Consider the following 25,884-nt stretch of genomic DNA (forward strand, 5'->3'; position numbering starts at 1 on the left):
GATGCCAAGATTTAAGTTTGACTAATTATATGAAAAATATATAAAAAATAATTTAACTATTTTATGAGAGTGTTTTTCTCAATATGAGAAGCAGATTGACGACCAGATTTTTTGTAGAGTTGTAGCAATTTAGGAATGATTGCAGAAGAGGAAAATTGTTCTCGAATTGTGCAAATCGCTTGCTGAGATATCTTTTGTCTTTCGTCGTCCGTTAACTGTTCTAGAGTTCGTAAAACATCAGCAATCTGAGCAGCCGTATCGACCAAATATCCATTCTGACCACTGGTAATCAGTTTAGAAAGGTCTCCAACCCTTAACGCGATGACAATACACCCTCTGGACATGGCTTCAAGCGCCGCCATAGGCAAACCTTCAAATCGAGAGCAAATGATAAGTACGCCTATGTGTTTCCAAACCACATCCATGTTGCTTTGATGACCGTGGAGTTGAACATTTTGCGGCGCTAATTGAGAGATCTCTGCCTCTAACGGACCTGAGCCATAGATGTGAAAGGATAAATCTGGGCGGCTTTTAGCGCATCGAATGAACCTGTCCGGTCCTTTTTCATGGCTTAGGCGACCAACAAAGGCGATCTGTTCTCCTGTGCTTACACTGGCTTTTGAATCATCAATGAAATTATTCAACCTAAGGGTAGTCGCTGGGATCTTTTGGCTCACTTTCTCACTGACGGCAAGTGAGAGCGTAGAAATAAACGCCGTGTAGCGATCGAGAAAATCATAAGCCCAGACTTTACCTGTTGGTGTTTCGCCAGCGTGATAGGTGGTTATTTGTTTTACTCCGGTCAAAACTCGTGCACATTTAGACAGCAGACTCGCTTTGTACCCATGAGCATGGATAAGAGCCGTTGGTGAATGTTTAATTTTTTGGATCAGTGCGAACAAAGGTTGAGTGGCCTGGTCAGATAAGTACTGGTAAGGGACAGCTTCTTTTTCCAGTTTTTCTACGAGGGGGGAACGCTGTTGATACCGTTTTACCAGCAACACCTCAACACTTATGTCATGATGCTTGAGCCCTTTAGCGAGCTCAAGCACGTAGGTTTCAATACCGCCAAACGTCAGGCTATCGATGACTAGCCAAATATCAATCCGCGTATTGCTGCTCATCTTCTTCGGCTTCCCAAGCCTGTTTTTTACGATAAACGGTTGATGGACTCAACTCGAGTAATACTGCTGCGTTGAGGACATTACCATCGCAAAAATCAATGGCTTGTTGAATGGTTTCTCTTTCAACCTGCCACATCGGACGTATCGTAGCTGGTATAGTATTTTGTGGATTCTCACTCTCAATCATTCGACCGGTCTCTTGTGCTGGCATTTCGACTGGCGTGATGGGGTCTGTTTGAGCTGATACTTCATGGTTGACTGTCGATTGTGTAACTTTAGGCCTTGAAGGTTTACTATTTTTTGAAATTTGTTCAGGTAGGTGAGACACAGAAAGTTTGGGTTCATCATTAAGAACAACAATGTTACGAATGACATTCTGCAGTTGCCTTACGTTCCCCGGCCATGAGTAACGCTTGAGCAACGATTCGGCATCTCGGTTGATGCCATTAAATTTCTTCCTATCTTCTTTAGCGAACAGCTTAAGGAAATGAGTCGCTAGCGTTGTGATGTCATTTCCGCGTTCTCTTAGAGGCGGCATTTCAATCGGCACAACATGAACCCGGTAGTACAAGTCTTCTCGGAACCGGCCTTCTTCAACTTCTAGCAATGGGTCACGGTTGGTCGCGCAGATTATCCGCACATCGACCTTCATTTCTTTCGAACCCCCGAGTGGGGTGAAAGTACCTGTCTGCAGGAAACGTAGCAGTTTCTTCTGCATTTCCAGCTCCATCTCACATAACTCGTCAAGAAAGAGCGTTCCTCCATGAGCTAAAGATGCCGCGCCTTTTCTGTCCGTAGTTGCCCCTGTGAATGCACCTTTTACATGGCCAAAAATTTCGCTTTCCATAAGATCTTTAGGAATAGCACCACAGTTGATGGCGATAAAAGGTTTATCGTTTCGTTTACTTTCTTTGTGAATTGCTTCTGCGCACACTTCTTTACCTGTGCCGCTTTCTCCAATGATGAAGACACTCGCTGTTGTTGGTGCAACAGAGTCGATGATTTTGTATACGCCCTGCATAGGTAGAGAAGAGCCGATGAATCCATGGAAGCGATTTCTGTCGAATTTCGCTTCGATATCTTCGACTAAGTGTTCGAGTTTAGCTTGCTGTAAGTGGAGATTTATCGATGTTTTGAGTCGGTCTGCCTGAATCGGCTTTTCGAGAAAGTCTTTAGCCCCTTTCTGAAGCAAGCTGACCGCGATATCCACGGAACCATGGGCGGTCGCGACGACCACGGAGGTTGGTACTTGATTCTCGTTGATCCAGTCTAAGATATCTTCACCGTTCATGTCCGGAAGCTTGAGATCTAAAATCACAAGTTGTGGTACGTTTCGTTCTATGAATGCTTTGGCATCACGACCTGTTTCAACATGAAACAAGTCAAACGCTTCATCTTTTACATACTGTTTGTAAAGGACTGCCAGAGAAGTGGAGTCTTCAATCAGTAGTACTTTTGCTCTCATGTGACGTCATCCTTGTTATATCTAGCCTGCTGGTTCGATGAAGCCCAGCGTTTTTCTATATTCAAGAGCGGCAAGTGACTTCTCAGCCAGTTCTTTTAGTTCTTCAGAAAGTTCAAAGGCTTGCTGTTCATGATTTTCTAAGCACATGCGCTCAATCTTTCTCGCAAGGTTGGATAACACCCTATTTCCTAAAGCCAGAGAGGAGCTGCCTAACGTGTGGCTTTCAAACTCAAGCGTTTCTTTGTCTCGGTCTTCCATGGCTTGATAAATCTTACTCAAGCGCTCATTGGATTCTTCGATGTAATGATCAATTAGCATAGGAAGAACATCAGCACTGGTGTCTTCTATCATTTGCTCTAGCACTTGTTCGTCGACGAGTTCTAAATCCACTTGTATGTCCTGACTTATAGAATGGTTGTTAATACCCTGCGTATGCGATTCAATCTTTAAATTATCAGATTTTTCAGCAGAGTTGTTCGCATCACCACTTAAGAATAGATTAATTTTTTCAATTAGTTGTGACAAGCGAATCGGTTTTGACAAATAGTCGTTCATCCCTGCATCGAGGAACTGCTCCTTATCACCTGACAATGAGTGGGCGGTCAATGCAACGATAGGGATTTGCCGAGCCGTTTCATCCGTCATCGAGCGAATAGCTTTGCAGGTTTCCATACCATCAAGTTCTGGCATAGAGATATCCATAAAGATAAGGTCGTAATGGTATTGCTCAACCATTTCTAAAGCACGGCGGCCATTTTCAGCGATGTCCATTGCAATCCCCATGCGCTTAAACATCTCGCTTATGACCAGCTGATTGGCTTTGTTGTCCTCAGCCACTAATATGCTGACATCCGATACTCGTAACTCATTATTGTTCGTGCTCTGATGGGATGCACTGATCAACTGGTCTGCGAGTTCCAATTTGATTGAGAAGGAGAAGGTACTACCAATAGAAGGTGTACTTTCCACCTCAATGTTACCGTCCATCAACTCACATAAGCGTTTGCATATTGCGAGACCCAGCCCAGAGCCTTCCTGGCTTCTTGAATAGGTCTGGTCAACCATAGTGAATTCATCAAACAGATATTCCACTGCGTTGTGGTTAATGCCGACACCCGTATCTATGACACTGCAAACGATCTTGGCTTTATGACCTTCATCAATCTCAGCTACCACCTGAATAGTTACGCTGCCTTCTTTGGTGAATTTCATCGCATTACCGAGCAAGTTATGCAGGATTTGCTTAACGCGGTTTTCATCGCCCTGAACATTGGTGGGAACAGAACCATCAATGAGGCAGTTTAAATCAAGAGAACGTACTTTCGCTGATGGTTGAAAGGTCTCAACGACATTTTCAATGCAATGACGCAAATTAAATGGTTTATGCTCAAGTCGCAGCGTGTTGGATTCCATTCTGGTGAAATCCAGAATGTCATTGATAATGCTGAGTAGAAATTGTCCTGACTCGGTGGCGGTATTGACCAATTTTTTCTGCTCGCGAGTGAGTTTTGACTCTTCAAGAATATTTAAAATACCCAAAACGCCGTTCATTGGTGTGCGGATTTCGTGTGACATCGAGGCTAAAAAGCGGCTTTTTGAGTCATTTGCTTGTTCGGCTTCGAAACGCGCGTGTTTCAGATCTTGATAGCTTTTTTCGAGTTTAATCGACATGTCGTCAAACGCTCTGGCTACCTCTCCCAGCTCGCCTTTGGAGTGATCGTTGAGCTGAAATCCCGGGCCGTGTTGACTGACCGTATTGGCTGCCTCTATGAGTTTTACTAAGCTTTTGGTCAAGTAGGTTCCGAGGAAAAAAGAGAATATAGCGACCAGAACGACCTCAATGGAAGCTATTCCTATTATTGTTTTTTGAGCACTGGTAAGCATAGAGTTGATATCAGATACTTCGAAACCTATGTCTATAGTGCCGTAACTTACATTGCCACTTTTGACTTGTACCTGAGTGTCGAAAATCCCATCATTGACAGAATTTAAGTCGTCATCAATCGACATAGTACGTTGCAATAATGCTTTATCTCCATCGCATGACAGCTCTTTTTCATCGCGCATTACCCTGATATAAGCAATATCTTCAATGGTCATGAACTCTTTGACCAAATCATCTAAAGTCGCAATGTCGGTGGTAATCATTGCGTCCTTAGCAGCGTGCGCGAACATCGAAGCCGTCGAGTTTGCGCGCTGGATGAGTTGCTTTTCATTTGAGTTGGAGAGAAAACTCATTGCACTCAATGTAAGCGCTACGAGCATAACGATCTCAATAAAGGCGATCCCAAGTATGGTTTTCATTCTTAATGACATAGCATGGCACTCCCGTTGCTGATTATTCCAATACTGTAATCTTGAGTGCTCGAACGTCGTTCCAGTCACTATCTTGGGCTGTAACAAAACCTTTGAGCTTGAGTTTATCTAGGTGCGCTAGTCCTTCAGGGGAAAGGTCAAACTCGATAAGCGCTTGCTGAACTTTATTTTTTAACTTCGCATCAAGTTCGGGATGAACTGCGATTGCATGAGGGGTATATCCTTTGGTGGTCCATATTGGCGTTAGTTGCTGACGTATCTCATCCGATAGAGACAGGTACGTTCTTAATATGCCGCCTCCCGCAGGGAAGAACCCCTTGGCGACAGATAGGTAAACGGAGTCATGAGACGACACATAAAATGGTTGAAAGTTAACCTCATTTTGTTTTAGATAGGTTTGAGTGAGTACGGTGGCGGCAAAGGCTGCAGGTGAAGGAAAAGCTATTTCTGCATTGTTGAGTTGCTTAGGCGCTGAAAAGCCACTGTCCTTGCGTACGACAATAATGCCTTTAAGTCGATTGTTTCTGGCTTTTGCAATAGCATCATAACCGGGAGATACGCTGAAGATCGTGTAGTGATAGGGGTTCATATAAGCGAGATCGTATTCTCCATTTCTTAAACGCTGTTCAAACATGGGTATGTCAGGCGCTGTACTGAATACGATCTTTTGCCCTGTTTTCTCTGAGAGATACTCAATGATAGGAGCCCATTGTTCAGCAAGCTTGCTCGCTGAATGTTGAGGAACGATGCCAAAAGTCAGTGACTCAGCATACAAGGGCAGCGAAAGGAGTGTCAGCATAGTGAATAAGGTAAAGCTTTTCATAATGGCTCCTTAGGCTGAGTGAGAGAGAAACTCGTTGGAGAGAAGTTTTTGTGCCCATTTCTCCCTCCACGACTGGGGAATAAATCTCAACCTCTGGATCTCTCGAGCCATTTCCTGTCCTAACGTTGCCTGGTTCTTTAAGTTCAAAATCGAGCCTAGTAGTGAGATTTTCGGGCTTTGGAGAAGCTGTTGCGATTTTTGGATTTGACCGGTTGATGTTTTCCCTCCCATGACCACTAATACTGTTTGGTCACATGCGCTGGCGACGACCTGAGCGGGGATATTCCCTCGGTTTACATGCAGCAAAGGCGAGGTATCGCAGATGACTCTATCGTAGTGTTGCAACCATTTATCTACCGAGTTGCTCAAAACACTTGGATCTTTATAGGCTAGGAGAGTCGAGGTCTGCTCTGGCACAGGTAAACCTGTGAAAAGCTGTCGGGATGATTTATGTTCCAGTAGCACTCCAATATCCTCACTTTGAACTGCATTGCCAAGAGCGGGCTCAAACGCAGGGTGGAATAAGTTCAGATCCACCAGAAGAGTTTTGTGCCCACCGAGTAAGTAACGCTCCGCTAACGCAGAAGCAATTGACGTGACGCCGTCACCTGAATTGCAGCCCGTTAGGCAGATTGAACGTGCCTCGGCCAATTCAGCGGCTAGATAGATATGTTCTACCTCGGTTAACGTAGCAGGAATCATCATTACAGTGCTCCTATCAATACAATGGTGGTCGTCAAGCGTAGGATGTCTTCAAGGCCTACTCGTGCTTTTTCAAAAAAGCTCTCACTGCGATCTGGAATGTAAATCGTATCGCCTGCGCGTAGTACTGGAAGCTTGTAAATATTGGCGGTTTTACTGAAGTCGATTAAGTCAAAAGTACGTGCCTGCCCTTGGCAGCAAGACATATTGACGATGGAGATTTTCTCTAAATAGGCTCTGTCAGAGGGGCCGCCTGCCTCCGCCAGAATGTCTAGGATTGTCATGTTGTCGTCAAATACATAGCGACCCGGGCTATTGACAGCACCCAACACTCGTACTGTTGACTCTTTGCTTGTGTCCAGCCAGATCTTGTCTTTTTCTGGGATATAAATCGTGTCACCCATAGTGACTTTGGGCAGCAGGCTTTCATCGCCAGTTTCGAAATACAGTGACAAGTTAAGCTTGCTGACCTTCGAATACGTTTTGTCTCTGTGGGTAATTTTGATGTTATGAATGTCGGCATCTTTGGTTGGGCCATCTGCCGCAGACAAGATATCCAGAAAATGCATCTCTTTGGTAAAGCGGTAGCGACCCGGAGCATTGACCTGGCCGAAGACGTATATAGATGCATCTGAGCTCTGACGTACCCATTGGGATTTATTGTCAGATGGATCTTGGGGTAAGTCATGAACGCGAATGATGGTACCAGCGCTGATGACAGGCAGCTCAGCCATAGGTGCGCCATTCAAGATAAACTCGTCAAGGTTGAACGTTTTCATTTTTCCGTTAGGTGTCACTACTTCTATTTTGGACGTGTCTGCACGAAGAGTCGGTCCACCAACGTGTGCAAGTAGGTGCATCATATCCATTTCGTCTGACCATTCGATACGTCCGGGGCGAACTACTTCACCAATGACATTAACAGCACGATCAGGCGAAATTTTTAGCCATGACTTCTCGTTCATATCGGTCTTTTCGGGGACAAAAATCGCATCGCCAGCATGGATCTGAGGAGGTGTTTGAGTCGTTAAACCTTCGGTATAGGCGGTTAGATCAAACTTGATGACCTGCCCATTTGCCTTAATAAGACGAATCTGGCGAGATTCTGCATAACGAGTTGGACCGCCTGCATTAGCCAGAATGTCCATGAAAGAAGCGCCTTTCTTACCTTCGTAAGCACCTGGGTGTTTGACTTCTCCCATGATGTAAATAACGTTTGAGCCTGCACGAATTTCTTCTTCTTGTTTAGGGACGAAAATCGTAGTGCCTGGCTGAAGGTTAGGAAGAAGAGAGGTATCTCCGCTATCTAAATACTCTTTCAGGTTGAAAATTTGAGGCTTGTTGTTGCTGATAACACGAATCTGTTCCACAGAAGCGTACCGGGTCACACCACCAGCGCGCATCAGGATATCGACTAAGTCGGCAGTATTCTTGAATGTGAAGGAGCCGGGGGCATTGACTTCACCAAACACTTTAATCGCGGTTCTGTTGTCTGCACTATCACCGGAGTTCGCCAACTTACTGGCATCAAACTGTTGCTCAATGTTGCCAACCAAGGGTGAGGCAGGAACGAATATAGTGTCCAAAGACTTAAGCTTAGGTAGCAGGGACTCATCGCCCGTATCCAAAAACCGTTTGTAGTTAAACGGAAACTTGTCCTTTCCACGCTTGAGAAGCAGGTTGTTCAACTGTGCACCCGAGCGAAGTCCGCCAGCAGCATGGAGCGCCATTTGAACATCTGCGCTTTTCGACAAAGTATACTCACCGGGGGAGTTTACGTAACCCTGGATAGAGATAAGCACTTGTTGCTCTGAAATGTAAACCGATGCAGTAGAAAGATCTCGATAGACTTTGCTTAACGCGTTGAGCACGGATTGCTGCAACTGGCTTTCAGTGTATCCAGCGACGTAGAGTGCGCCAACTTCTGGTAGGCTGATTCGGCCTCGCTTGTCGACTTGGAATCCTTTATTTAGTGTTTCTTCGCCTGGCAGGTTAACCTGAATCATATCACCAACCTGCACGCGTTCTATTTCGGCATTAACAGAGGCAGTGAACAAACAAGCTAGGGTGATTAAGATAAATTTATTCCACATGAGAGTAGCCTCCATTCAATTTGTTCTCTGCAAGCTCGTTGGTTTCAACAACCTCGATGCTGACTCTGCGATTAGTGAGTCGAACGCCATCTGATTCACCTTCAAAAAGCGGGAGGGATTCACCGAGAGATTTCGTTTCTATTCTTTTCGGCTCTAGGCCAAAAATGGTTAAATAACGTTTCACTTGTTTTGCTCTACCCATTGCAAGCTGCTGATTCTCTAGCTCGTCCCCGACCGAGTCGGCATGGCCGGTAACGGTCAAATGTAGCGATTTATGCTCTCGTAAAATGTTGGCTGCTTGCGCAAGGTGACCCATGTATTTCGGGTTAACTTCTGTTGAGTTGAAGGCAAATTGGTTATCAACGTTTAACAGATTGTAGAGTTTGTCGATGATGGCCAATTGTTGTTGGAATGAGAATTCATCATGCGGTGGAACGCATTTAGATTGAGATGTGACGTAATCTAGCTGTCGCTCTAGTTCGTCTAATCGTCTGCGTTGAATGACGATATCGTTGGCTGCATCTAGCAACAAACCACCTTCTAATTCTCTAGCGATTCTGTTCTGTTTTTCGATAGCTTGAACGACGGCGGCGGGGAAGCACCAACGGGCCCCCTCGCGGACGAGTGCATCGAGATGAAGTTTTGCCAGTTGCCAGTCAAAGCGCAAGCCATGCTCTGGGCCGAGTGGTTCGTCTGGCATAACAGGAGTGAAGTTTGATTGGATGTATTGCTCAGCAATGCCTCCACGTCCGGCTTCAGGGTAGCTGCTACAGCCAATCACGCTTACGATGGGTACAATTAGGGCTATGTGCTTTATGTAGTTAATCATGCCAACTTCCTTAGTTAGTGGGTGAGATCTCAATTGTTGTTTTAGTGAGTTTGAGAGTTCACTGGGATAGCTTTGTCGATACGAAGTAGGTTGATAATTTCCAGTGGCTGACCAGTGACATTCTCGATGCGCATCTGGCGCTCGCGCTCTACTAAGCGTTTGTAAAGGTAAACCAGAGCGCCGACACCGGAAGAATCAAGAAAGCGAACATTACGAAAATCAATTTCAACCTCGCCATGCTGAGCGGCAATAATCTCATCAATGTGCTTTTGAGCGTATCGGCTGCCTTCAGCATCTAGGTTGCCATCAATTTGAAGGGTAAGAGTTTCATTAGTGAGTTCAATTTTACGTAGTTCCATGACGATATCTCCTCAGTCAGTTTCCTTAAGAAGAGCACGTAATGTGCCAGAAAATATCCATAATAAAATCAATGACTTATGTCGTGGCTTGTTATGATTCTCAATTTGAGAAATACGTTTTCTCAGACTGAGAATCATGCCTGTAAGTAAAAATGGTTTACTGGATGTTGTAACTGATACCTTTATAGGTCTAAGTAACTTTTGAGGTCACTCGTAATGTCAGTTGGCATTGATTGAACTTATGTCCCAAGCCCTGAAAATCACTTTGAATGGAGATTTTGGAGGTAAGGATGCAAATAAAATTGACCCGTATTGCGATAGGAGTGGTGCTTTCTTTTAATGCTCTGGCGGATGCTCACTACTCACACGGCTTTATTCCTGTCACTCAAGCCAATGCTTATGAATATGGTACTAATGTCGAAGATTATTGGAAAAGTGAAAAACTAGATGGCATCAGAGCAATCTGGAATGGCACTCAGCTTACGACTCGAAATGGGAAGATTATTCATGCGCCTGACTGGTTCATCAAACCACTACCGGATTATGCAGTAGAAGGCGAGCTTTGGGCTGGGCGAGGGAATTTTCATATTGTTCAAAAAACGGTATTAGATGCACAGCCGTTAGATGTATCCTGGCAAAAGATTGATTTCATGTTGTTTGATATGCCTTATGCTGCTGGTGACTATCAAAAGCGTTACTACAATATTCGCCATTTAGTCCATACGCTGAAGACTTCACACATTAAACTCATTGAACATACTCCAATTCACTCAGAGCAAGAACTGTTTCACTTTCTCGACAATGTCAGTGAGCAAAAGGGGGAAGGGCTAATGTTAAGGAAAATCACTAGTCGTTATCAAGCCGGTCGCAGCAGTGATTTACTCAAAATGAAGAAGCATCAGGATGCCGAAGGCATTGTAGTGGGTTATAAGGTGGGTAAGGGGAAGTACAGCGGTAAGATGGGCGCCTTACTCATTCAGTTGAACTCAGGCTTGGAATTTTATATCGGCAGTGGCTTTAGTGATGAGCAGCGCCGTCATCCACCAAAGCTCGGTTCAACCATTACATTTAGGTACAACGGTTATACACAAAATGGTATTCCAAAGTTTGCTCGCTATATGAGAGAGAGGCCTGATTACGTCAGCGAGTAGGTGGCGCTCCACAACGTTTGAATAAGCCTTGCCAATATTGAACATGCTCTTTAGTCGCGCGCCTGAACGTTTGGTGATATTGCCTAATAGGGTATTGATAATTGGGATGGCCGCTTTCGACAAAATCAATCATAGGGTTGAGTTCGTTATACATACTGTCAATTTTGGCAAGATATGGCTGTATTTCACCAATATAGAATTGATTAAATACATTTCTTAAATAACGAAATTTCGTAGTGTTTCTTCCTCGGCTACAGAGAATGGTCCCGTCGTGATTTTTAAGCTGTTGAGTGACAATATTAAGTTTATTACTGGCGTTAAGCATTGAATAACTGAGTGGGCCGAGAACAGGATGTTTCTCTAACGCTTCTTGATAAGGTGTGAGTGCGTTTAGGGTGTCACCGTCACTTAAAGCTTTACTGGCAGCATGGCCCCAATCAATATGATTAATGGCTTGCATTATTTGAGTGCTACTTCTGCCATGTTCAATCGAAAGCCATTCCGTCGCTTCCAGTTGATGACGCATTGCTTCGCTAGTAAAGGCTAAGTTTGCAAAATGTTCGGGCAATTGATCGAGTTTTTGCTGTTTGATTGGGGTTAATTGTGCTTTCAGTGCTTGTGAAATATCAGTGCTCATCAAGCAACGTTCTATACCGTAGCTGAGTTTGATTTGATAATCGAAGTTACGAAATTGGTCTTGTACCTTACCAAGAACTGAATTTTTCTCCGCGACCAGATTAAATAGCCCACATTTGCGCAGTTCATAACTGTCTAGTAAGCCAATGCTGATACTGGGTATCGTAATGAGTAACTCTCGCTTCTCTGGGAGCAGAATATTGATGTTGGCTGGCATTGAGGGCGCGTCGCGGTTTTGGATATTAGCAATACGCTCTAGGTAGGTATCTAGACTTACCTCTATTGGATCTTTTAGCCAATCACATGCTGTCAGGGATAGAGTTAATATAAAAACAAATAAGAAACGCATACGTTGGTTGTGTAATAAAAATAATTAAGGTCTGCTATTAGTCTACGTGTAAAATGCAAAAAAGGTCAGCATGGCTGACCTTTCACTGTTATTTGGAGGCAAACTCCAACTGAATGTTATCAGGTTGCCTATGCATCCACCGAAGGCGAAGACCGAGCATAAGTGCAGCGGAAGATAGGCCAATGATGAAACCTATCCAAAAGCCATGCGCGCCCATAGGTTGAACAATCCAATCCGTCATAGCTAAGATGTAACCAATAGGTAAGCCCAAGATCCAGTAAGCGATAAAAGTACGATTGAATATAGCAGCCATGTCTTTGTAACCGCGCAATGCACCAGCCGCGACAACTTGAACGGCATCTGTGACCTGATAAATTGCAGCAAACAATAACAATTGCAAAGCAATATCAATGACCGCTCGGTTGTCAGTATAAAGTAACGCAACTTGTTCTCGGAACAGCACGGTTAAGAGCGCAGTAGAAAGAGCCAAAGCGACCGACACAATGATGCCAACGCGAGACGCAATCGCTGCCCCTTCAACATTGTTTTCCCCAAGACTATGGCCGACACGAATACTGGTTGCTGCGCCAATACTCATTGGCAACATAAACACTAACGAAGAGAAATTAATGGCGACTTGGTGTGCTGCAACAATCAATGATCCAAGCGGAGCAACCAGTAGGGCAACGACAGCGAATAGGGTAACTTCAAAAAAGAGCGCAGCAGCCACTGGAAAACCGAGTTTGAACAAGCGCGTAAGGGGTTTCAGTTGAGGTTTGTGGAACTGTCCGAAAAGATTAATGTGTGCAACGCGTTTTGATGTAATGACATAAAACAACAGCATAAAGAACATCAGCCAGTAAACGATGGCTGTCGCAACACCACAGCCTACACCACCAAGTGCTGGTGCGCCAAATTTACCGTAAACAAAGATCCAGTTAAGTGGAATGTTAAACAGTAGACCAATGAATCCGATAACCATTGCGGGCTTGGTCAGCGACATACCGTCGGTAAAGCTTCGCAGTGTTTGGAACAATAGAAAGGCAGGTACGGCGTACATAACTGCATGCATGTAGCCATTGGTTTTTTCTGCCATAAGCTGTTCGACATCCATCAAACCCATGATGGCTTTGGTTTGAAATAATACGCCAATGATTGGAATCGAGATGAGTAGAGCCATCGCGATGCCTTGTTGTATTTCGAATGGAATTTTAATCTGGCGACCAGAGCCATTGAGCTGGGCGACGACCGGAACCAACGCCATCAATAAGCCTACACCAAAAAGTATAGAAGGTAGCCAGATGCTTGAAGCAATGGATACGGCAGCCATATCTATGGCACTGACGCCACCAGCCATGACGGTATCAACAAAGCTCATGCCCGTTTGGGCGACAGAGGCGATCAATACCGGTGTTGCCAGTTTGACCAAGGTATTCGCTTCTTGTTTGTATCGATGCACGTAAAAACTCCAATGAAAGCAAAAGTGTTTTGATTTCTGCAGAATCAAACTATGGAATCAACTCGAAAATCAAAGAGGAGAGCACCAGATTATTATCGATAATTTATACATGGTGCTGTTGTGCTAAATGATAATTAAATGTCACACTAACCTCCACGAAAAACTGCTGGAATTTGCAATGTTTACTGGAATTGTTCAGGGAATGGCAGAAGTGATTGCCATTGAAAAGAAAGAGTCGTTTCAAACTCATGTTATTCGATTAGATTCTTCAATGAGCCAAGGCTTATCTATTGGTGCTTCGGTTGCTCATAATGGCTGTTGCCTGACAGTGACGAAAATCGAAGGCGAAAATGTGTCTTTTGATTTGATTCAGTCGACTCTGAGGTTAACTAACCTAGGTGAATTAGAAGTTGGTCATGCTGTCAATATCGAACGTGCGGCGAGGTTTGGTGATGAAATTGGTGGCCACACTATGTCTGGGCATATTGCTTTAGCTGCTGAAGTGTCAGATGTGATCGATACACCAAATAACCGTACCGTGTGGTTTGAACTTCCTGAAGAAAACATGCGATATATTTTACCTAAAGGGTTTATTGGGCTTGATGGTTGCTCGTTAACGATTGGTGAAGTGGAAGGGAATCGCTTTTCAGTTCACTTGATTCCAGAAACTTTGCAAAGAACGCTATTTGGTCAGCGCCAAAAGGGCGATAAAGTGAATGTTGAGTTTGACCCGCAAACACAGGCTATTGTGGATTCGGTAGAACGTGTTCTAGCGGCTAAGAAACTCCTTTAGTTGAGATGTACAAAAGCGCCTAACGGCGCTTTTTTTAAAAAATTTGCTCGTCGTCAGCGTCAATTGAGAGTTCTATTTCGTCCAACTGTTCGTTAACCATCATGCTGAGATGAATGGCATTACAGCAAGCAGGACAGTCATCATAAAAGTTTTGACTCCCGTTGGTCGCATCTAAAGTGATACCAATCGAGTGCCCACAGTGAGGGCAGGTAACTCTTTTTTCAGTGTATTTTCGCATAGCTCTCTTCCTTACGTCTTTGATGAGATCAATGCCTAAGCCATCCATACCCGTGGGTGGAATATTGGTGTTTGTCGATTTTGTTGGGGTATGGCAATCCATTCTTTGTGGCTCCGACACATTAATCTTAAGTCGTTAAGTTAGTTATAGACGTAAATTAAGTGCAAAGTTTGAGGTGGCTAATAAAAAACACCAAGATAGAGCTCGGTGTTGGAATAAGTATTAACAGCTTCGCTAATGGATGTATGTAACTGATTGTTAAATAAGAAAACTATCATGATTAATAAGTCAGTATTTTATTGATTGTCCTTTCACACTGATCCAGATAATGTCCACCAAACTGATTGTAGTGGTTGAGTAGGTGATACAAATTGTATATATCTTTGCGTTCGTTATAGGCTAGATCCAATGGCAGGACGCTCTCATAACCTTGGTAGAATTCGGGTTGAAAACCTTCAAACAGTTCCGTCATTGCGATATCGCATTCTCTATCTCCCCAATAACAAGCTGGGTCATAACAAATAGGCCCAAAAACCGAGTTTGCAACGTTACCGTGCCAAAGATCGCCATGCAGTAAAGAAGGACGAGGATGATGATTGCATAACCTATCTTGAACCAAGCGAGTGAAATCACCAATATCGACTAAAGTAACGCCTTTTTCTTTCATAAGTTGAAGTTGCCAGCCAATCCGTTGCTCAGCAAAAAAACGCCCCCATTTTCTATCCCATTTGTTGGGCTGCAAGGTTGAACCAATGAAATTATCTTGGTCAAAACCGTACTCTCTTTGCTCACCCCATTGATGAAGTTTGGCAAGTTGTTGACCGAACTTGAAGCTGTTACTGCTATCGTCGAGCGGTTTAGTCGGTAAATAATTTAAGATAATAAAGGCATGTTCTTTACACTTACCTGTGAGTATATGCTCAGGAACGAAAACGCTGGAGCTTTCTCTTAATATGCGGATATTTTCGGCTTCTATTTCGAATTTAGGGTAAAAGTCTCTTTGATTGATCTTAACGAAATAGCGCTGCTCACCATCGCTAATCATGTAACAGTCACTAATATCACCGCCACTGAGACGATTTTTTTCGACAATATCAAAAGAAAACAAGAGTGTTTCAGACAGTTGTTTAGTGATGGCTTGCCACATATCTCGATCCGTTTTCGCAGTTGAGTATTAACATTGTAGAATAAGGCGCTGGTTAATTCTGAATCAGACTGCAAAAAATTCAATCATTTAGTTGAGGTTTTCATTAAGCTTATTAATTTGTGAGCTTGGTCATATCCATATGGTGAGGGTTAGTGAGTAAAATGGTTTCGCTCGATAAAACTTGATCCTAGTTCAAAGCCATCAGTCGCGAATTAAGTCAAATCCGTGAACTGAGGTATAACCAACGTTCGAATTTTATGAGTATCCGAGTCGAGTTGAGTTGTGAAAACTCATTGATATGTCTTAGTATTAGAAAGTGACTCGCAAAACAGAATAACGAATGGAGAACGACAGTGGTTGTTGAAACCGATGGCTACCTAGCACTTATTGAGCATCTGGCATTTAATCTTGATGTCTTCTCATCTGAAGATGGAGACGTAGGTGCTGAAAGTGTCGAAGATGTGGTTACCGATATGGTAGCAAGTAACATCATGGCCATTTTTGAGCAAAACCCAGAGCTACACTCAAGCGTTCGCTTCCAACTGCTTAAAGAGGCCGACTCGGTGGTTGAAGATTTGAGCGAAGTGTTAGCTGGTGTATGGGCTAAACCTGCAACAAACGAGCAGATTGCTTTCCTTGACGAGTATATCGCTCTGGTGAAAAACTTATTTGACTCCGCAGTCGCTAAATACGACTAATTTCAATCAATTGCAGACGGCGTGGCAACCCGTCTGAAATGCCAAAACTTTGATGCCCAATAAGGGTTATCCAATCTTGAAATAATGACACCTTTCGAAGTCGAAGCATGCATAAACTGCTTGTTGCCTATGTAAACACCGACATGACGAACTTTGCTTGAAGTTTTAAAGAAAGCCAAATCTCCCACCTTGACTTGCTCGTAATTCAGCTCATTACCAATATTGACTTGGGCTAATGTTGTCCGTGGTAAATGAATGTTAAGTGCTTCTTTGTAAGCGATTTGAACAAAGGCTGAACAGTCAATGCCGTTGTAGCTATTTCCACCTAACCGGTAAGGGACACCTTTCCAACCGCGATAGACATCAAGAAATTCTTGTTGAACATTTTTTTCGTAAGAGCTGAGTACTTGAGTCGCTCCTAAGTCATTAAAACTTTCAGAGGGTGGTGGGCTTGAGCAACCCGATAAGAGGACAATTAAAAAAGCCTTCAAAAATTGCGAAGCAACTCTATTCATGGTGCTTATTCCATTTGTTGATGACATTTGCCTGTCATATTGTCTACATAAAATCGCACACTGATTAAACTTTTGTATGATGTTGGTTCAAGTTTATGCCCAAACAAAAGACGAGTTACTCACTCATTCAAACTATCAGTGTCGTTTTTTTAACGATTACCTTACTGGTCATTGGTTTATCTGTCACTAGCTTAAGAGGCATTGAGAGAGTCGGTGCCCAATTTAACACTCTTTCAGATCAAGCCCTGCCTTTAGCCATGACAAACGCAAAGTTGACACAGAGTATTTTGGAGCAGGTCAAACAGTTAGGTTATGGTTCTCAAGCCAGTGACATTGAAGAGCTCAACGCGATAAAGGCTAAAGCCGAAAGCAGCGTAGATGAAACCTTGGGGCTCGCAGAGCAAGTATTTGAAATATCGTCAAATTTTAACCAAGCGATATCCCAGCAGCAGGAGTTGGCTCTGAGAGGAAATGTTGACGCGCTGTCTAAATTAACCAGCAATATATTGATGACACAGTCGTCGCTACTCACAATGCAGTCAAGTATTGATGCTCAAGTGACAGAGTTTCGATACGGGCTCAGTTCGATTGGCCCAGAAATGAATCGTATTAGCTCATTTCTTGCCGTGGATAACCCTGAGTCATCGGATGCGGCGAATCGGTTCATTGCCAGTGCAAGCTCAATGGAGAGCACATTTTTAGTGCTTATGATGCAAACAGACTTAAACAAAGCGATGTCTGAATACAAAGAAATGCGAAGTCGAATTGCAGGGATCAATCTGGCGTTTGATGACTTTGCGGAGTGGCATCCGGATGTTAAAGAGTTTGCGAGCTTAATTGCCCCCTACGATATGGTTCAAGCTGGTTTTTCTGAATCCGGGGTACTGAAAAAAATATTAACCAAGTTAGAGTTGGTAAAAAAACAAAGAGCTCAAATTGCTCAAGCCGCAATCTTAGCAAATGAGACGATTACATTGCTTAACAATATTTCTCATACTGCGGAAGACTTAATTGATGACAGTAAAGCTGTTGTTAATGGCACTATTTCTTCAATGACGACAATACTTATTGTGAGTAGTTTGGTTCTGGTTGGCATCATTGTAGTGTCGTGGGCCTCTTTACGCACTTGGATAAATCGCGGTCTTAATAATATTAAAGAAAGCTTGAATAAGCTGACAGAACACGATCTAACGAGTGCTGTGCAATTGATCGGACCTTTTGAAATGAAGGAAGTTGCCCGAAAACTTAATCAGGTTATTGAGTCAACTCGAGATTCTATATCGACAGTTACTCGAAATTGCGAAACGCTTTATCAGACCGCTGAAATTAGCCATGATGCGGCCGAACAATCAAACCTGAGCTTAGCTCGACAAAATGAATCTTTAGCCAGTATGGTGGCGACTGTTACTCAACTCGAAGCATCGATCAAAGAAATAGCGACTGTAACGAATGAGTCTTACACAGAATCTCAGCAAGCTGCTGCACTGTCGAGTAATGGTGTCAGCGTCATTGAACAGAACCAGAGTAGGCTGCAATCTTTAGAAGGGACACTCAATGTCAATGAAGACTCTATGGTGGAATTGGATAGCCGAGTTAAACAGATTCGTGAAATGGTTGATATGATTTCTGGTATTGCTGAAAACACCAACTTATTGGCGTTAAATGCCGCTATTGAAGCCGCCAGAGCTGGTGAACAGGGTAGAGGGTTTGCGGTTGTCGCCGACGAAGTTCGTAAGCTTGCCAGTGATACTTCCCAGCAAACATCAAACATACGTGATCGAATGAATGAGTTAGTAGCAGCAGCTGAAAAGTCACGTACAGCAGTATCAGCCAGTCGTGAAGAAATGACTTATGCGTTGGAGTCTAGTGAGCAAGTGAAAAATACCTTCGCAGATATCGAGCAAGCGGTGGATCAGATACGTCTTCGAGTGGAGCAAATTACTGTAGCGACAGAAGAACAGGAGAGGGCAACTGCGGATGTAAGCCAGTCCATCACTCATGTATCGGATCAGGGAGAGCAAACCAAGCTTCAGCTCGAATCTATGGTCGAAAACTCAGAGCAAGTGGCAGACATTGCTGGGCATCAACAGTCAATGCTTCATAAATATAAAATTCTTCATTAATTATAAGATAGCTATTAGTTTATCACTCTTCTCTAAAAGGCTGGGTAAGCATCTTATCCAGCCTTTGTTCATTTGGCGTCTGGAAAAGTGGAATGCCAATCTTTACCTTATTGTGGCCATGCTTTGGTTGGGCGATATAAGTACCGAAGCAGCGATCCCAGATAGAGAGAAAAAAACCAAAGTTAGAATGGGTTTCTCGCGGTATTACTGAGTGGTGCACGCGATGCATGTCTGGTGTGACAATGACTTTGCGTAGAACAGCATCCACTTTGATTGGTAGCTTGGCGTTACTGTGATTAAACATCGCACTTGCATTGAGAACGATTTCAAATACTAGAATTGCCATTGGTGGGATCCCAAGTGAAACCACCAGTGCAATTTTGACCGACATGGACAACACGATTTCAATCGGGTGGAAGCGGCTGCCTGTCGTTACGTCAATATCCTGATCCGCATGATGCATTCTGTGCAATCGCCATAGCCAAGGGGCTTTGTGAAAGACTAGGTGTTGGAGGTAGATAGCCAGATCGAGAAAGATGACACACATGATGAGTTCCGCTAATAAGGGGAAATCTAGGTGATTGAGTAAGCCCCATTGCTGTTTGAGAGCAACGTTTGCGGCTTCGAATGCCAATACTGGCATAAATAGGCTAAGAAAAAGCGAGTTAAAGCCGACCAAGCCAAGGTTGTTGATCCAGCGATAGAGCTTATTCTGGGTCAGCTTTTTTCGTGGAGTTAGCCACTCCCACAATCCACACAGTATTAGCACAGAAAGAAAAAAGCTTAAGCGAATAAGATCTGGATTCTGCATACGACGTTTTTCTCCCACATGGAACTTGCAACGGATTTGTCTCAAGGTAAACTCAGCACCCTTTATCATTATCCATCAACTTACATGAGAATCCACGCTTTTCACCGTCTCTATCAGCATCGCCTAGAGCACTCGACGAAACCGTTCAATGCAAGAGGCTGTAAAGTCCAGCGTTGTCAGTACTGTCAGGTAGCTGAACACTTTTGTATCTGTGCATATCAGCCAGATGTCTCCAGTTCAGTATCGGTGATGCTGCTAGTGTCTGAAAACGAAGTCTTCAAGCCAAGCAATACTGGGCGGCTTATCCTTGATACGGTAAAAGAAGGTTATGTGTATCAATGGAGTCGCACAGAGCCTGATCAGGCGATGCTGTCGCTGCTCAATCATCAAGATTATCAGCCCATAGTGGTGTTTCCTGATGAGTACGTTGAAGATAAGTCTCGTTTGCTTGGAGAACATCCTCGCCAGCAGTGTGGTGGTAAAAAACCATTACTCATCTTTCTTGATGGGAGCTGGAGAGAAGCTAGGCGCATTTTTCGAAAGTCGCCATATCTGAATGCGCTTCCTGTTTTGTCAGTGTCGCCAGAATCAATTTCTCAGTATGTTATGAGGCGTTCTGACAATGAACAACACCTTGCTACGGCAGAAGTCGCCACATTGGTACTTGAGCAATTAGGTGAAGAACAGACAGCGCAAACGCTTAAACTGTGGTTTGACGTGTTTAAAGAAAGCTACCTGTTAAGCAAAACCCGAATTAAGCCAAATTTTGACCGGCCACAGCTGCAACATTATCTTCAGAAGGTGAAAAACGAGAATTCAGTCTGAAAATAATGGGCTTGTTGGCGATAGTCTGCACAGTTAAGTCTAGGTAGTGGTTAAATTCGTTCCACGTCACGGATTGTAGGCGTACCAATGTGGATAATGAACCGATTTTGACTTTTTTATATTTGTTTCTGGGAGAGATACGATGTACTACGGCTTTGACGTTGGAGGCACTAAGATTGAATTTGGTGCGTTTAATGAACAATTAGAGCGTGTTGCCACAGAGCGCGTACCAACGCCAACAGAAGACTATTCTTTATTAGTGAGCACGATTGCTGAACTGGTGAATAAGTATGACAAACAGTTTGGCTGCGAAGGCAAGATCGGTCTAGGTCTACCTGGAATGGAAGACGCCGATGATGCCACCGTTCTGACGGTCAACGTGCCTGCGGCCAAAGGTAAGCCACTTCGCGCTGACCTTGAAGCCAAAATAGGCCGTAGCGTTAAAATTGAAAACGATGCGAACTGCTTTGCACTTTCTGAAGCGTGGGATGAAGAGCTTAAAGATGAGCCTTCGGTTATGGGGCTGATTCTTGGCACTGGCTTTGGTGGTGGATTGATTTACGACGGCAAAGTATTTTCCGGTCGTAACCACGTGGCGGGTGAGCTTGGCCATATGCGCTTACCGATAGATGCTTGGTTCCATCTGGGAGACAACGCGCCACTACTAGGTTGTGGCTGTGGTAAAAAAGGCTGCTTGGACAGCTACTTATCGGGTCGTGGCTTTGAGTTAATATACGAGCACTATTACGGCGAAGCGAAGAAAGCGATTGATATCATCAATGCATACAAGGAAGGCGAAGCTAAAGCAGCAGAGCATGTTGAGCGCTTTATGGAGTTGTTGGCAATTTGCTTTGCTAATATCTTTACTGCTAATGACCCACATGTTGTTGCACTAGGTGGTGGGTTGTCTAATTTCGAACTCATTTACGAAGAGATGCCAAAGCGTGTGCCTAAGTATCTGCTATCTGTTGCTAAGTGTCCGAAGATTATCAAAGCAAAACATGGCGATTCTGGTGGTGTGCGTGGGGCAGCCTTCCTCAACATCAAATAATCTTGATCTGATTGCATAAATTTGAGAGCTTGCTTAGGCAGGCTCTTTTTTATGGTAATCACAATGACTTTGCTCGCCTTTCAACAAGAACACTATAAGCAACTTATTGACTGGACCGATTCCGCTGAGCTTAACTACCAGGAGCGCTAGGCTCCTGTTTATAACTACTTGTTCTTCTTACCGACACCAAGGTTTTCTTTTTGTTTGAGAGTGATTTTCTCAAATCCCAATTTTCTGAAATGGTTGTCGCGATAATTGCGCATTGCCTTAGTATCTGACACGGCTTCAATTTGCTGTTCCATCTTTAGGAACTCGGAAATATCGATACCTTCAACTTCGGCTACGGCTTCATGAATATTACGATGTTGCTGATACGAAAAAGTTAGCGTTTTGTCTTCACCCTTATAGGTATACAGGATTGTGCGAGCCATATGTATTTCTCTTAAGATAAATGAGGCCAGCTTGAGCTGGCCTTGGATGCACTAGATTCTGCCTTGAAGCGGAATGATTGTCACGCTTTCTCCAATCTTGACAGTATCAACGGCTGGGGAAATCTCGATCAAACAGTTGGCTCCGTTAATGGGTTGCAGGTCTCCAGAGCTTTGTTTGCCTGTGCCTCTCACCCTGAGCTGCCCATTAGAATCTATTTCATAGCTGCCAAGGCGAAATTCAGTTTGACCTTGTCGCGAATGCAAATTCTCCTGTGTAACAGCGCTAACTTTGAGGGGCAGCCAACCTTTTTCACCCTGTATTTTCCGCAGTGTCGGCTCCACAACATTGATGAATGACACCATAACAGCAATAGGGTGACTCGCAAGACCAAAGAAAGGCTTATCGTTGACTTGTCCATAGGCGCATCGGTGTTCTGGTCTCATGCCGAAGTCAATCTTACCTAGCTTGTCGCAATCAAGCTGGACTGGACTAGTATCACCTATGCCAATACTAATAATCACATCGGCTTTTTCAGAAGCAGACAGTAGAGCAGGTGTTATGCTTTTCTCATTACCTTCGAGAAAGCCAAGCTCAAGAATCTCACAACCAAGCTTTTCAAGTAATGCCAATAACATAAAGCGATTGGATTGGTGCATTGAGTTAGACGTTTGCTTGGTCTCTGGTCCTTTTTTCTCATCACTAGGGAAGAACATGGCTACTTTTAACCGTCGATAAACCTCGCATTGTGTCAAGCCAAGGGAAGCCAGCATACCCATTTCCGGTGATGCGAGCCTTTGACCTTGAGAGAGAGCTGCACCATTTGTTGTAACTGGCGAGAGTACGTCTCGAGCGAGGACACGCCCTTGGCTAAGTTCAATGGAGCATGACTCTAATAGATCAATAGGTTTGAGCGAAGAGAGGATATTTTCTAAACCCTGTTCAACGGAATGAAAAGCAGGAGAAAGAGTGTCAACGCTGGTTGCTGACGTATCGTTTTGAGGCTGATGATCGCGCTTGACGTAGTCATAGACAAAGCGAGCGATCATATCGATATCATTAATGCTCATTTGAGGCAGTAGCAAGTTATCGACAGTAGTATCTGCAGCGATAGCGATAATGTTGTCATCGTTAGGATAAAGCCAGGGCTTTCCGACCTCTTTTCTGTGGAGTTCAATTTTTGGAAAAGCAATGTTTTTACAGCCTTCGACAAGAATGACATCAAGCGAGTTGATATCAAAGCGGCTCAGAAGGTAGTCGAATTCAGATTCTGCTTCTGGCGTTTCTGTCATCAAAGCATATCGATTGCGGGAAGCAATCAACATTTGAGACGCTCCAGCTTTACGTAATCGAAAGCTATCTTTACCTTCTTTATCGACATCGAAGTCATGATGGGCATGCTTAAGCATGCCAATGCGCAACCCTGCTTGAGTTAATTTAGGCAACAATGCTTCCAACAAGGTTGTCTTGCCTGTGCCGGAGTAAGCGGCAAAACCCAGAATGGGGATAGGGAGCGAGTGTGTCATTGGTTTACCGTTCCAAATTGTGCCAACTCTATAGGAGTGTTTAGGTTAACGAAACACTCATTGGCATCGCTAAAATCGACGTTACGTGTTTTGCACTCTTTATAGAGTAAAGTGATTTTTCTATCGCCACGCTCGAGAAATGCCGTCAGCTTTGGCAACACACGTTTGTGATAGAGAGTGAAGACGGGTTGCTGAAAGTCCCCGTCGTGCGCAACGAGTATGTCATAGTCATCTTGGGCGGCGGCACAGAACCGCTCAACCAAATTCATGCTGATCTGCGGGCTATCACAAGGTACAAAGCCAACCCAGTCCTTGTTTGCCGCTGACAATCCTGCGTGGATTCCGCCCATCGGCCCTGGAAAATCTTTGATTTCATCACCAATGACCGTGGCGTATTTGGAGTAGATCTCCTGATTTCGGTTGGCATTAATCATAATGTCTGAAACTTGCTTGGACAGTCTTTCAAAAACATGTTGAATCAGAGGTTTATTATCGAGTTCGATAAGACCTTTGTCTTTTCCGCCCATGCGTCTGGCTTGACCGCCAGCTAAAATAACCCAACTCGTTTGCGTTGGAAGAAGCATAAATGTTCTCTTGCTTTGTATCTGTAATGACTTGTAGCGGCGTGTCTTGAATCCATCATGGCTTTTCGCTAACGAAGAATCTTCACCCGCTTAACTAGCCAAGCTTACCACGTGTAACATGATAATTCCTTGAGCTCGCTTAGCTTTGAGTGAGTCTCTTTGTATCTGATGCGATTTGTTTTGTGGGGTAGGATGAGTTGGCTGGTTCGCACATCAAACATTAAAAAAAATTCCAATTCTCCTGCATCCAAACCATAAGTCTGCACGTCTCTTGTCTGAATCTTTATTATTTCAAGGAGAAAACATGAAGCGTCATCTGATTTTGACCAGCTTAGCTATGGTGTTTGCAAGTACGTCCTCATTCGCATCACCAAAACTTGACCCGAATATTGTTCACCAGCCTCGTGATGGTGTGATTAATGTTTATGGCCCTGGGGGACCAGACACCGCACTGCGTCATGCTGCAGAGGCGTTTACGAAAAAAAGTGGCGTAAAGGTTAATGTCATCGCTGGGCCTGAATCTAAATGGACTTTAGGTGCACAAAAAAATGCAGATTTGATCTTTGGGTCTTCTGAACAATCTATGAGTGCTTTTGTTGAAACTTACCCCTTTATTAGCCACCAAAATGTTGAACCTGTCTATCTACGTAGAGCGGTTATTGCAGTCCAGAAAGGTAATCCGAAAAACATTACTGGCATAAAAGACTTATTAGATAAGCCATCGCGTATTGTGGTGACTGAAGGTCTCGGTGTCTATAACACATCAGGTACAGGTGTCTGGGAAGATGTTGCAGGTCGAACGGGTTCGCTAGCTGATGTTCAAAATTTCCGCGAGAAGATCATTGCGTACGCCAAGGGCAGTGGTGCCAGTTTTAAAGCGTTTCAACAGCAGAACGCGGACGCTTGGATTACCTGGATTCACTGGCCTCTGAATCATGCGGACAAGGTTGACTACGTTGAAATTGAGCCAGAACGCCGGATTTATCGTGATCTTACCTTAGCCAAAACCAAAGGAGCAGAGCCTCAAACTCAGGCATTCATTGATTTTGTTAAAAGTAGCGAAGGTAACCTCTTTTTTGCCCGTGAAGGCTGGACTCGATAGCAAGGATAAAGACAATGAAAACATTTTTAATTTCAGCGATGATCTTACTACCAAGTAGTTACACAATGGCTTCAACGCAGACAAGCGATACTGACTTCGGTAAGGTATACACCGATAGCGCAGGTAAATCCCTTTACACTTTTGCTAAAGATCCAGTGGGAAAATCCGTATGTGTAGATGACTGTGAGAAATTATGGCCCCCATTATTGGCAGAAGGAGAGGATAGTACGCAATTTGCTGGACTTAGCGCGTTTAGTAAAATTACTCGTGCTGATGGGACCAGCCAATGGGCCATTCAAGGAAAACCACTATACCGATGGTTTAAAGATACTCAAACGGGTGACATAACAGGTGCAGGCGTTAAAGGTGTATGGCCACTTGCTCGTGCCGATGATGTGACGATTAAGCTGTTTAACGATGGCAAACGTCGATTCTTAGTCGATAGTAGCAACCAAACACTCTATACCTTCGATAAAGACAAAATGAACAAGTCAGCGTGTTATGGGGATTGCGAAGTGAAATGGCCTCCGGCGTATGTTGATTCTAAGCTAACTAAAAAAGGGGTTGAAAACCTCAAGTTATCAGGTGGGTTCGGTATCGCTAAGAGAGATGACCAATCGTATCAGTGGACATTTCAGGGTAAACCGCTTTATCGTTGGTTTAAAGATAAAGCCCCAGGTGAAACCAGTGGTGACGGGGTCAAAAACGTCTGGCACCTAGTAATCCAATGAGGAAA

At 43.9% G+C, this 25,884-nt stretch carries 25 protein-coding genes; 8 read left to right on the forward strand and 17 right to left on the reverse strand.

The features are described from left to right. Window positions 1-56 precede the first annotated feature (56 nt). The 8 genes from L1D23_RS11280 to L1D23_RS11315 are packed head-to-tail and all read right to left on the reverse strand — an operon-like array spanning window position 57 to window position 9,711. Window positions 57-1,124 carry a glycosyltransferase family 4 protein gene (locus L1D23_RS11280; protein WP_239866334.1) on the reverse strand — a complete coding sequence of 356 codons (1,068 nt, stop codon included), beginning with the start codon at window positions 1,122-1,124 and terminating at the stop codon, window positions 57-59. Further along, window positions 1,102-2,589 carry a sigma-54 dependent transcriptional regulator gene (locus tag L1D23_RS11285; RefSeq protein ID WP_239866340.1) on the reverse strand — a complete coding sequence of 496 codons (1,488 nt, stop codon included), beginning with the start codon at window positions 2,587-2,589 and terminating at the stop codon, window positions 1,102-1,104. The genes L1D23_RS11280 and L1D23_RS11285 overlap by 23 nt, the downstream gene beginning before the upstream one ends. A gap of 21 nt (window positions 2,590-2,610) precedes the next feature. Further along, complete coding sequence (locus tag L1D23_RS11290) at window positions 2,611-4,905, reverse strand: response regulator (protein WP_239866342.1); 2,295 nt, start codon at window positions 4,903-4,905, stop codon at window positions 2,611-2,613. Window positions 4,906-4,927: 22 nt separating this feature from the next. Then, window positions 4,928-5,728: a phosphate/phosphite/phosphonate ABC transporter substrate-binding protein gene (locus L1D23_RS11295; protein ID WP_239866344.1), complete on the reverse strand. Its 801-nt coding sequence runs from the start codon at window positions 5,726-5,728 to the stop codon at window positions 4,928-4,930. A 9-nt stretch (window positions 5,729-5,737) separates the two neighbouring features. Continuing rightward, window positions 5,738-6,433, reverse strand: a complete 696-nt coding sequence (locus L1D23_RS11300; protein WP_239866346.1) for a chromosome partitioning protein ParA — start codon at window positions 6,431-6,433, stop codon at window positions 5,738-5,740. Further along, window positions 6,433-8,538 carry an SLBB domain-containing protein gene (locus tag L1D23_RS11305; RefSeq protein WP_239866356.1) on the reverse strand — a complete coding sequence of 702 codons (2,106 nt, stop codon included), beginning with the start codon at window positions 8,536-8,538 and terminating at the stop codon, window positions 6,433-6,435. The genes L1D23_RS11300 and L1D23_RS11305 overlap by 1 nt, the downstream gene beginning before the upstream one ends. Continuing rightward, window positions 8,513-9,352: an OmpA family protein gene (locus L1D23_RS11310; RefSeq protein WP_239866358.1), complete on the reverse strand. Its 840-nt coding sequence runs from the start codon at window positions 9,350-9,352 to the stop codon at window positions 8,513-8,515. Before L1D23_RS11310 ends, L1D23_RS11305 begins: the two co-directional genes overlap by 26 nt. Before the next feature lie 41 nt (window positions 9,353-9,393). Next, complete coding sequence (locus tag L1D23_RS11315; RefSeq protein ID WP_239866360.1) at window positions 9,394-9,711, reverse strand: STAS domain-containing protein; 318 nt, start codon at window positions 9,709-9,711, stop codon at window positions 9,394-9,396. 290 nt (window positions 9,712-10,001) lie between these two features. Between L1D23_RS11315 and L1D23_RS11320 the strand changes: the two genes are divergently transcribed. Continuing rightward, window positions 10,002-10,862, forward strand: a complete 861-nt coding sequence (locus tag L1D23_RS11320) for a DNA ligase (RefSeq protein WP_239866362.1) — start codon at window positions 10,002-10,004, stop codon at window positions 10,860-10,862. On the opposite strand, the gene L1D23_RS11325 is transcribed toward L1D23_RS11320, so the two are convergent. Both L1D23_RS11325 and L1D23_RS11330 read right to left on the reverse strand, forming a co-directional pair. Then, window positions 10,852-11,847 carry a DUF3080 domain-containing protein gene (locus tag L1D23_RS11325; protein ID WP_239866364.1) on the reverse strand — a complete coding sequence of 332 codons (996 nt, stop codon included), beginning with the start codon at window positions 11,845-11,847 and terminating at the stop codon, window positions 10,852-10,854. The two genes, L1D23_RS11320 and L1D23_RS11325, sit on opposite strands and share 11 nt — an antisense overlap. An 88-nt stretch (window positions 11,848-11,935) precedes the next feature. Then, a complete protein-coding gene (locus L1D23_RS11330; protein WP_239837006.1) occupies window positions 11,936-13,306 on the reverse strand; it encodes an MATE family efflux transporter in 1,371 nt (456 codons plus the stop codon). Window positions 13,307-13,484: 178 nt separating this feature from the next. Between L1D23_RS11330 and L1D23_RS11335 the strand changes: the two genes are divergently transcribed. Further along, window positions 13,485-14,099: a riboflavin synthase subunit alpha gene (locus tag L1D23_RS11335; RefSeq protein ID WP_239866366.1), complete on the forward strand. Its 615-nt coding sequence runs from the start codon at window positions 13,485-13,487 to the stop codon at window positions 14,097-14,099. Between the two features lie 34 nt (window positions 14,100-14,133). Here L1D23_RS11335 and L1D23_RS11340 read toward each other — a convergent pair whose 3' ends face one another. Both L1D23_RS11340 and L1D23_RS11345 read right to left on the reverse strand, forming a co-directional pair. After that, window positions 14,134-14,337, reverse strand: coding sequence for a CPXCG motif-containing cysteine-rich protein (locus tag L1D23_RS11340; RefSeq protein WP_019276122.1), 204 nt, complete (start codon window positions 14,335-14,337; stop codon window positions 14,134-14,136). A gap of 280 nt (window positions 14,338-14,617) precedes the next feature. Beyond that, window positions 14,618-15,484 (reverse strand): fructosamine kinase family protein, encoded by an 867-nt coding sequence (locus L1D23_RS11345; protein ID WP_239866368.1) that lies wholly within the window; start codon window positions 15,482-15,484, stop codon window positions 14,618-14,620. Between the two features lie 353 nt (window positions 15,485-15,837). On the opposite strand from L1D23_RS11345, the gene L1D23_RS11350 reads away from it, so the two are divergent. Further along, a complete protein-coding gene (locus L1D23_RS11350; RefSeq protein WP_239837000.1) occupies window positions 15,838-16,182 on the forward strand; it encodes a DUF3802 family protein in 345 nt (114 codons plus the stop codon). 2 nt (window positions 16,183-16,184) lie between these two features. On the opposite strand, the gene L1D23_RS11355 is transcribed toward L1D23_RS11350, so the two are convergent. After that, the gene (locus L1D23_RS11355) at window positions 16,185-16,697 is read right to left on the reverse strand and encodes an NlpC/P60 family protein (protein ID WP_239866370.1); all 513 of its coding nucleotides are present in this window, start codon (window positions 16,695-16,697) and stop codon (window positions 16,185-16,187) included. A 95-nt stretch (window positions 16,698-16,792) separates the two neighbouring features. Here L1D23_RS11355 and L1D23_RS11360 point away from each other — a divergent pair, with 95 nt between their 5' ends. Then, on the forward strand, window positions 16,793-18,820 hold the full coding sequence (locus L1D23_RS11360) for a methyl-accepting chemotaxis protein (protein WP_239866372.1): 2,028 nt from the start codon (window positions 16,793-16,795) through the stop codon (window positions 18,818-18,820). A 22-nt stretch (window positions 18,821-18,842) separates the two neighbouring features. Here L1D23_RS11360 and L1D23_RS11365 read toward each other — a convergent pair whose 3' ends face one another. After that, window positions 18,843-19,631 carry a sterol desaturase family protein gene (locus L1D23_RS11365; RefSeq protein WP_239866374.1) on the reverse strand — a complete coding sequence of 263 codons (789 nt, stop codon included), beginning with the start codon at window positions 19,629-19,631 and terminating at the stop codon, window positions 18,843-18,845. An 84-nt stretch (window positions 19,632-19,715) separates the two neighbouring features. Between L1D23_RS11365 and L1D23_RS11370 the strand changes: the two genes are divergently transcribed. After that, a complete protein-coding gene (locus tag L1D23_RS11370; RefSeq protein ID WP_239866775.1) occupies window positions 19,716-20,456 on the forward strand; it encodes a tRNA-uridine aminocarboxypropyltransferase in 741 nt (246 codons plus the stop codon). Window positions 20,457-20,598: 142 nt separating this feature from the next. Continuing rightward, window positions 20,599-21,507 carry an N-acetylglucosamine kinase gene (nagK, locus tag L1D23_RS11375; RefSeq protein ID WP_019276128.1) on the forward strand — a complete coding sequence of 303 codons (909 nt, stop codon included), beginning with the start codon at window positions 20,599-20,601 and terminating at the stop codon, window positions 21,505-21,507. A gap of 164 nt (window positions 21,508-21,671) precedes the next feature. Here the strand turns inward: nagK and L1D23_RS11380 are convergent, their stop codons facing one another. From L1D23_RS11380 to mobA, 3 genes are read right to left on the reverse strand one after another with little or no spacing between them, the layout of a single operon-like run. After that, entirely contained in the window at window positions 21,672-21,938 is a 267-nt protein-coding gene (locus L1D23_RS11380) for a DUF2960 domain-containing protein (RefSeq protein ID WP_239866376.1), read from the reverse strand. Window positions 21,939-21,989: 51 nt separating this feature from the next. Further along, a complete protein-coding gene (mobB, locus tag L1D23_RS11385) occupies window positions 21,990-23,462 on the reverse strand; it encodes a molybdopterin-guanine dinucleotide biosynthesis protein B (protein WP_239866378.1) in 1,473 nt (490 codons plus the stop codon). Continuing rightward, on the reverse strand, window positions 23,459-24,046 hold the full coding sequence (mobA, locus tag L1D23_RS11390; protein WP_239836983.1) for a molybdenum cofactor guanylyltransferase MobA: 588 nt from the start codon (window positions 24,044-24,046) through the stop codon (window positions 23,459-23,461). Before mobA ends, mobB begins: the two co-directional genes overlap by 4 nt. A gap of 304 nt (window positions 24,047-24,350) precedes the next feature. Between mobA and L1D23_RS11395 the strand changes: the two genes are divergently transcribed. Together L1D23_RS11395 and L1D23_RS11400 are read left to right on the forward strand one after the other, a co-directional pair. Continuing rightward, entirely contained in the window at window positions 24,351-25,148 is a 798-nt protein-coding gene (locus L1D23_RS11395; RefSeq protein ID WP_239866380.1) for a substrate-binding domain-containing protein, read from the forward strand. A 14-nt stretch (window positions 25,149-25,162) separates the two neighbouring features. Next, complete coding sequence (locus L1D23_RS11400) at window positions 25,163-25,879, forward strand: hypothetical protein (RefSeq protein WP_239866382.1); 717 nt, start codon at window positions 25,163-25,165, stop codon at window positions 25,877-25,879. Window positions 25,880-25,884 lie beyond the last annotated feature (5 nt).

The organism is Vibrio sp. Isolate24 (genome assembly GCF_022398215.1).
Lineage (GTDB): Bacteria > Pseudomonadota > Gammaproteobacteria > Enterobacterales > Vibrionaceae > Vibrio > Vibrio coralliilyticus_A.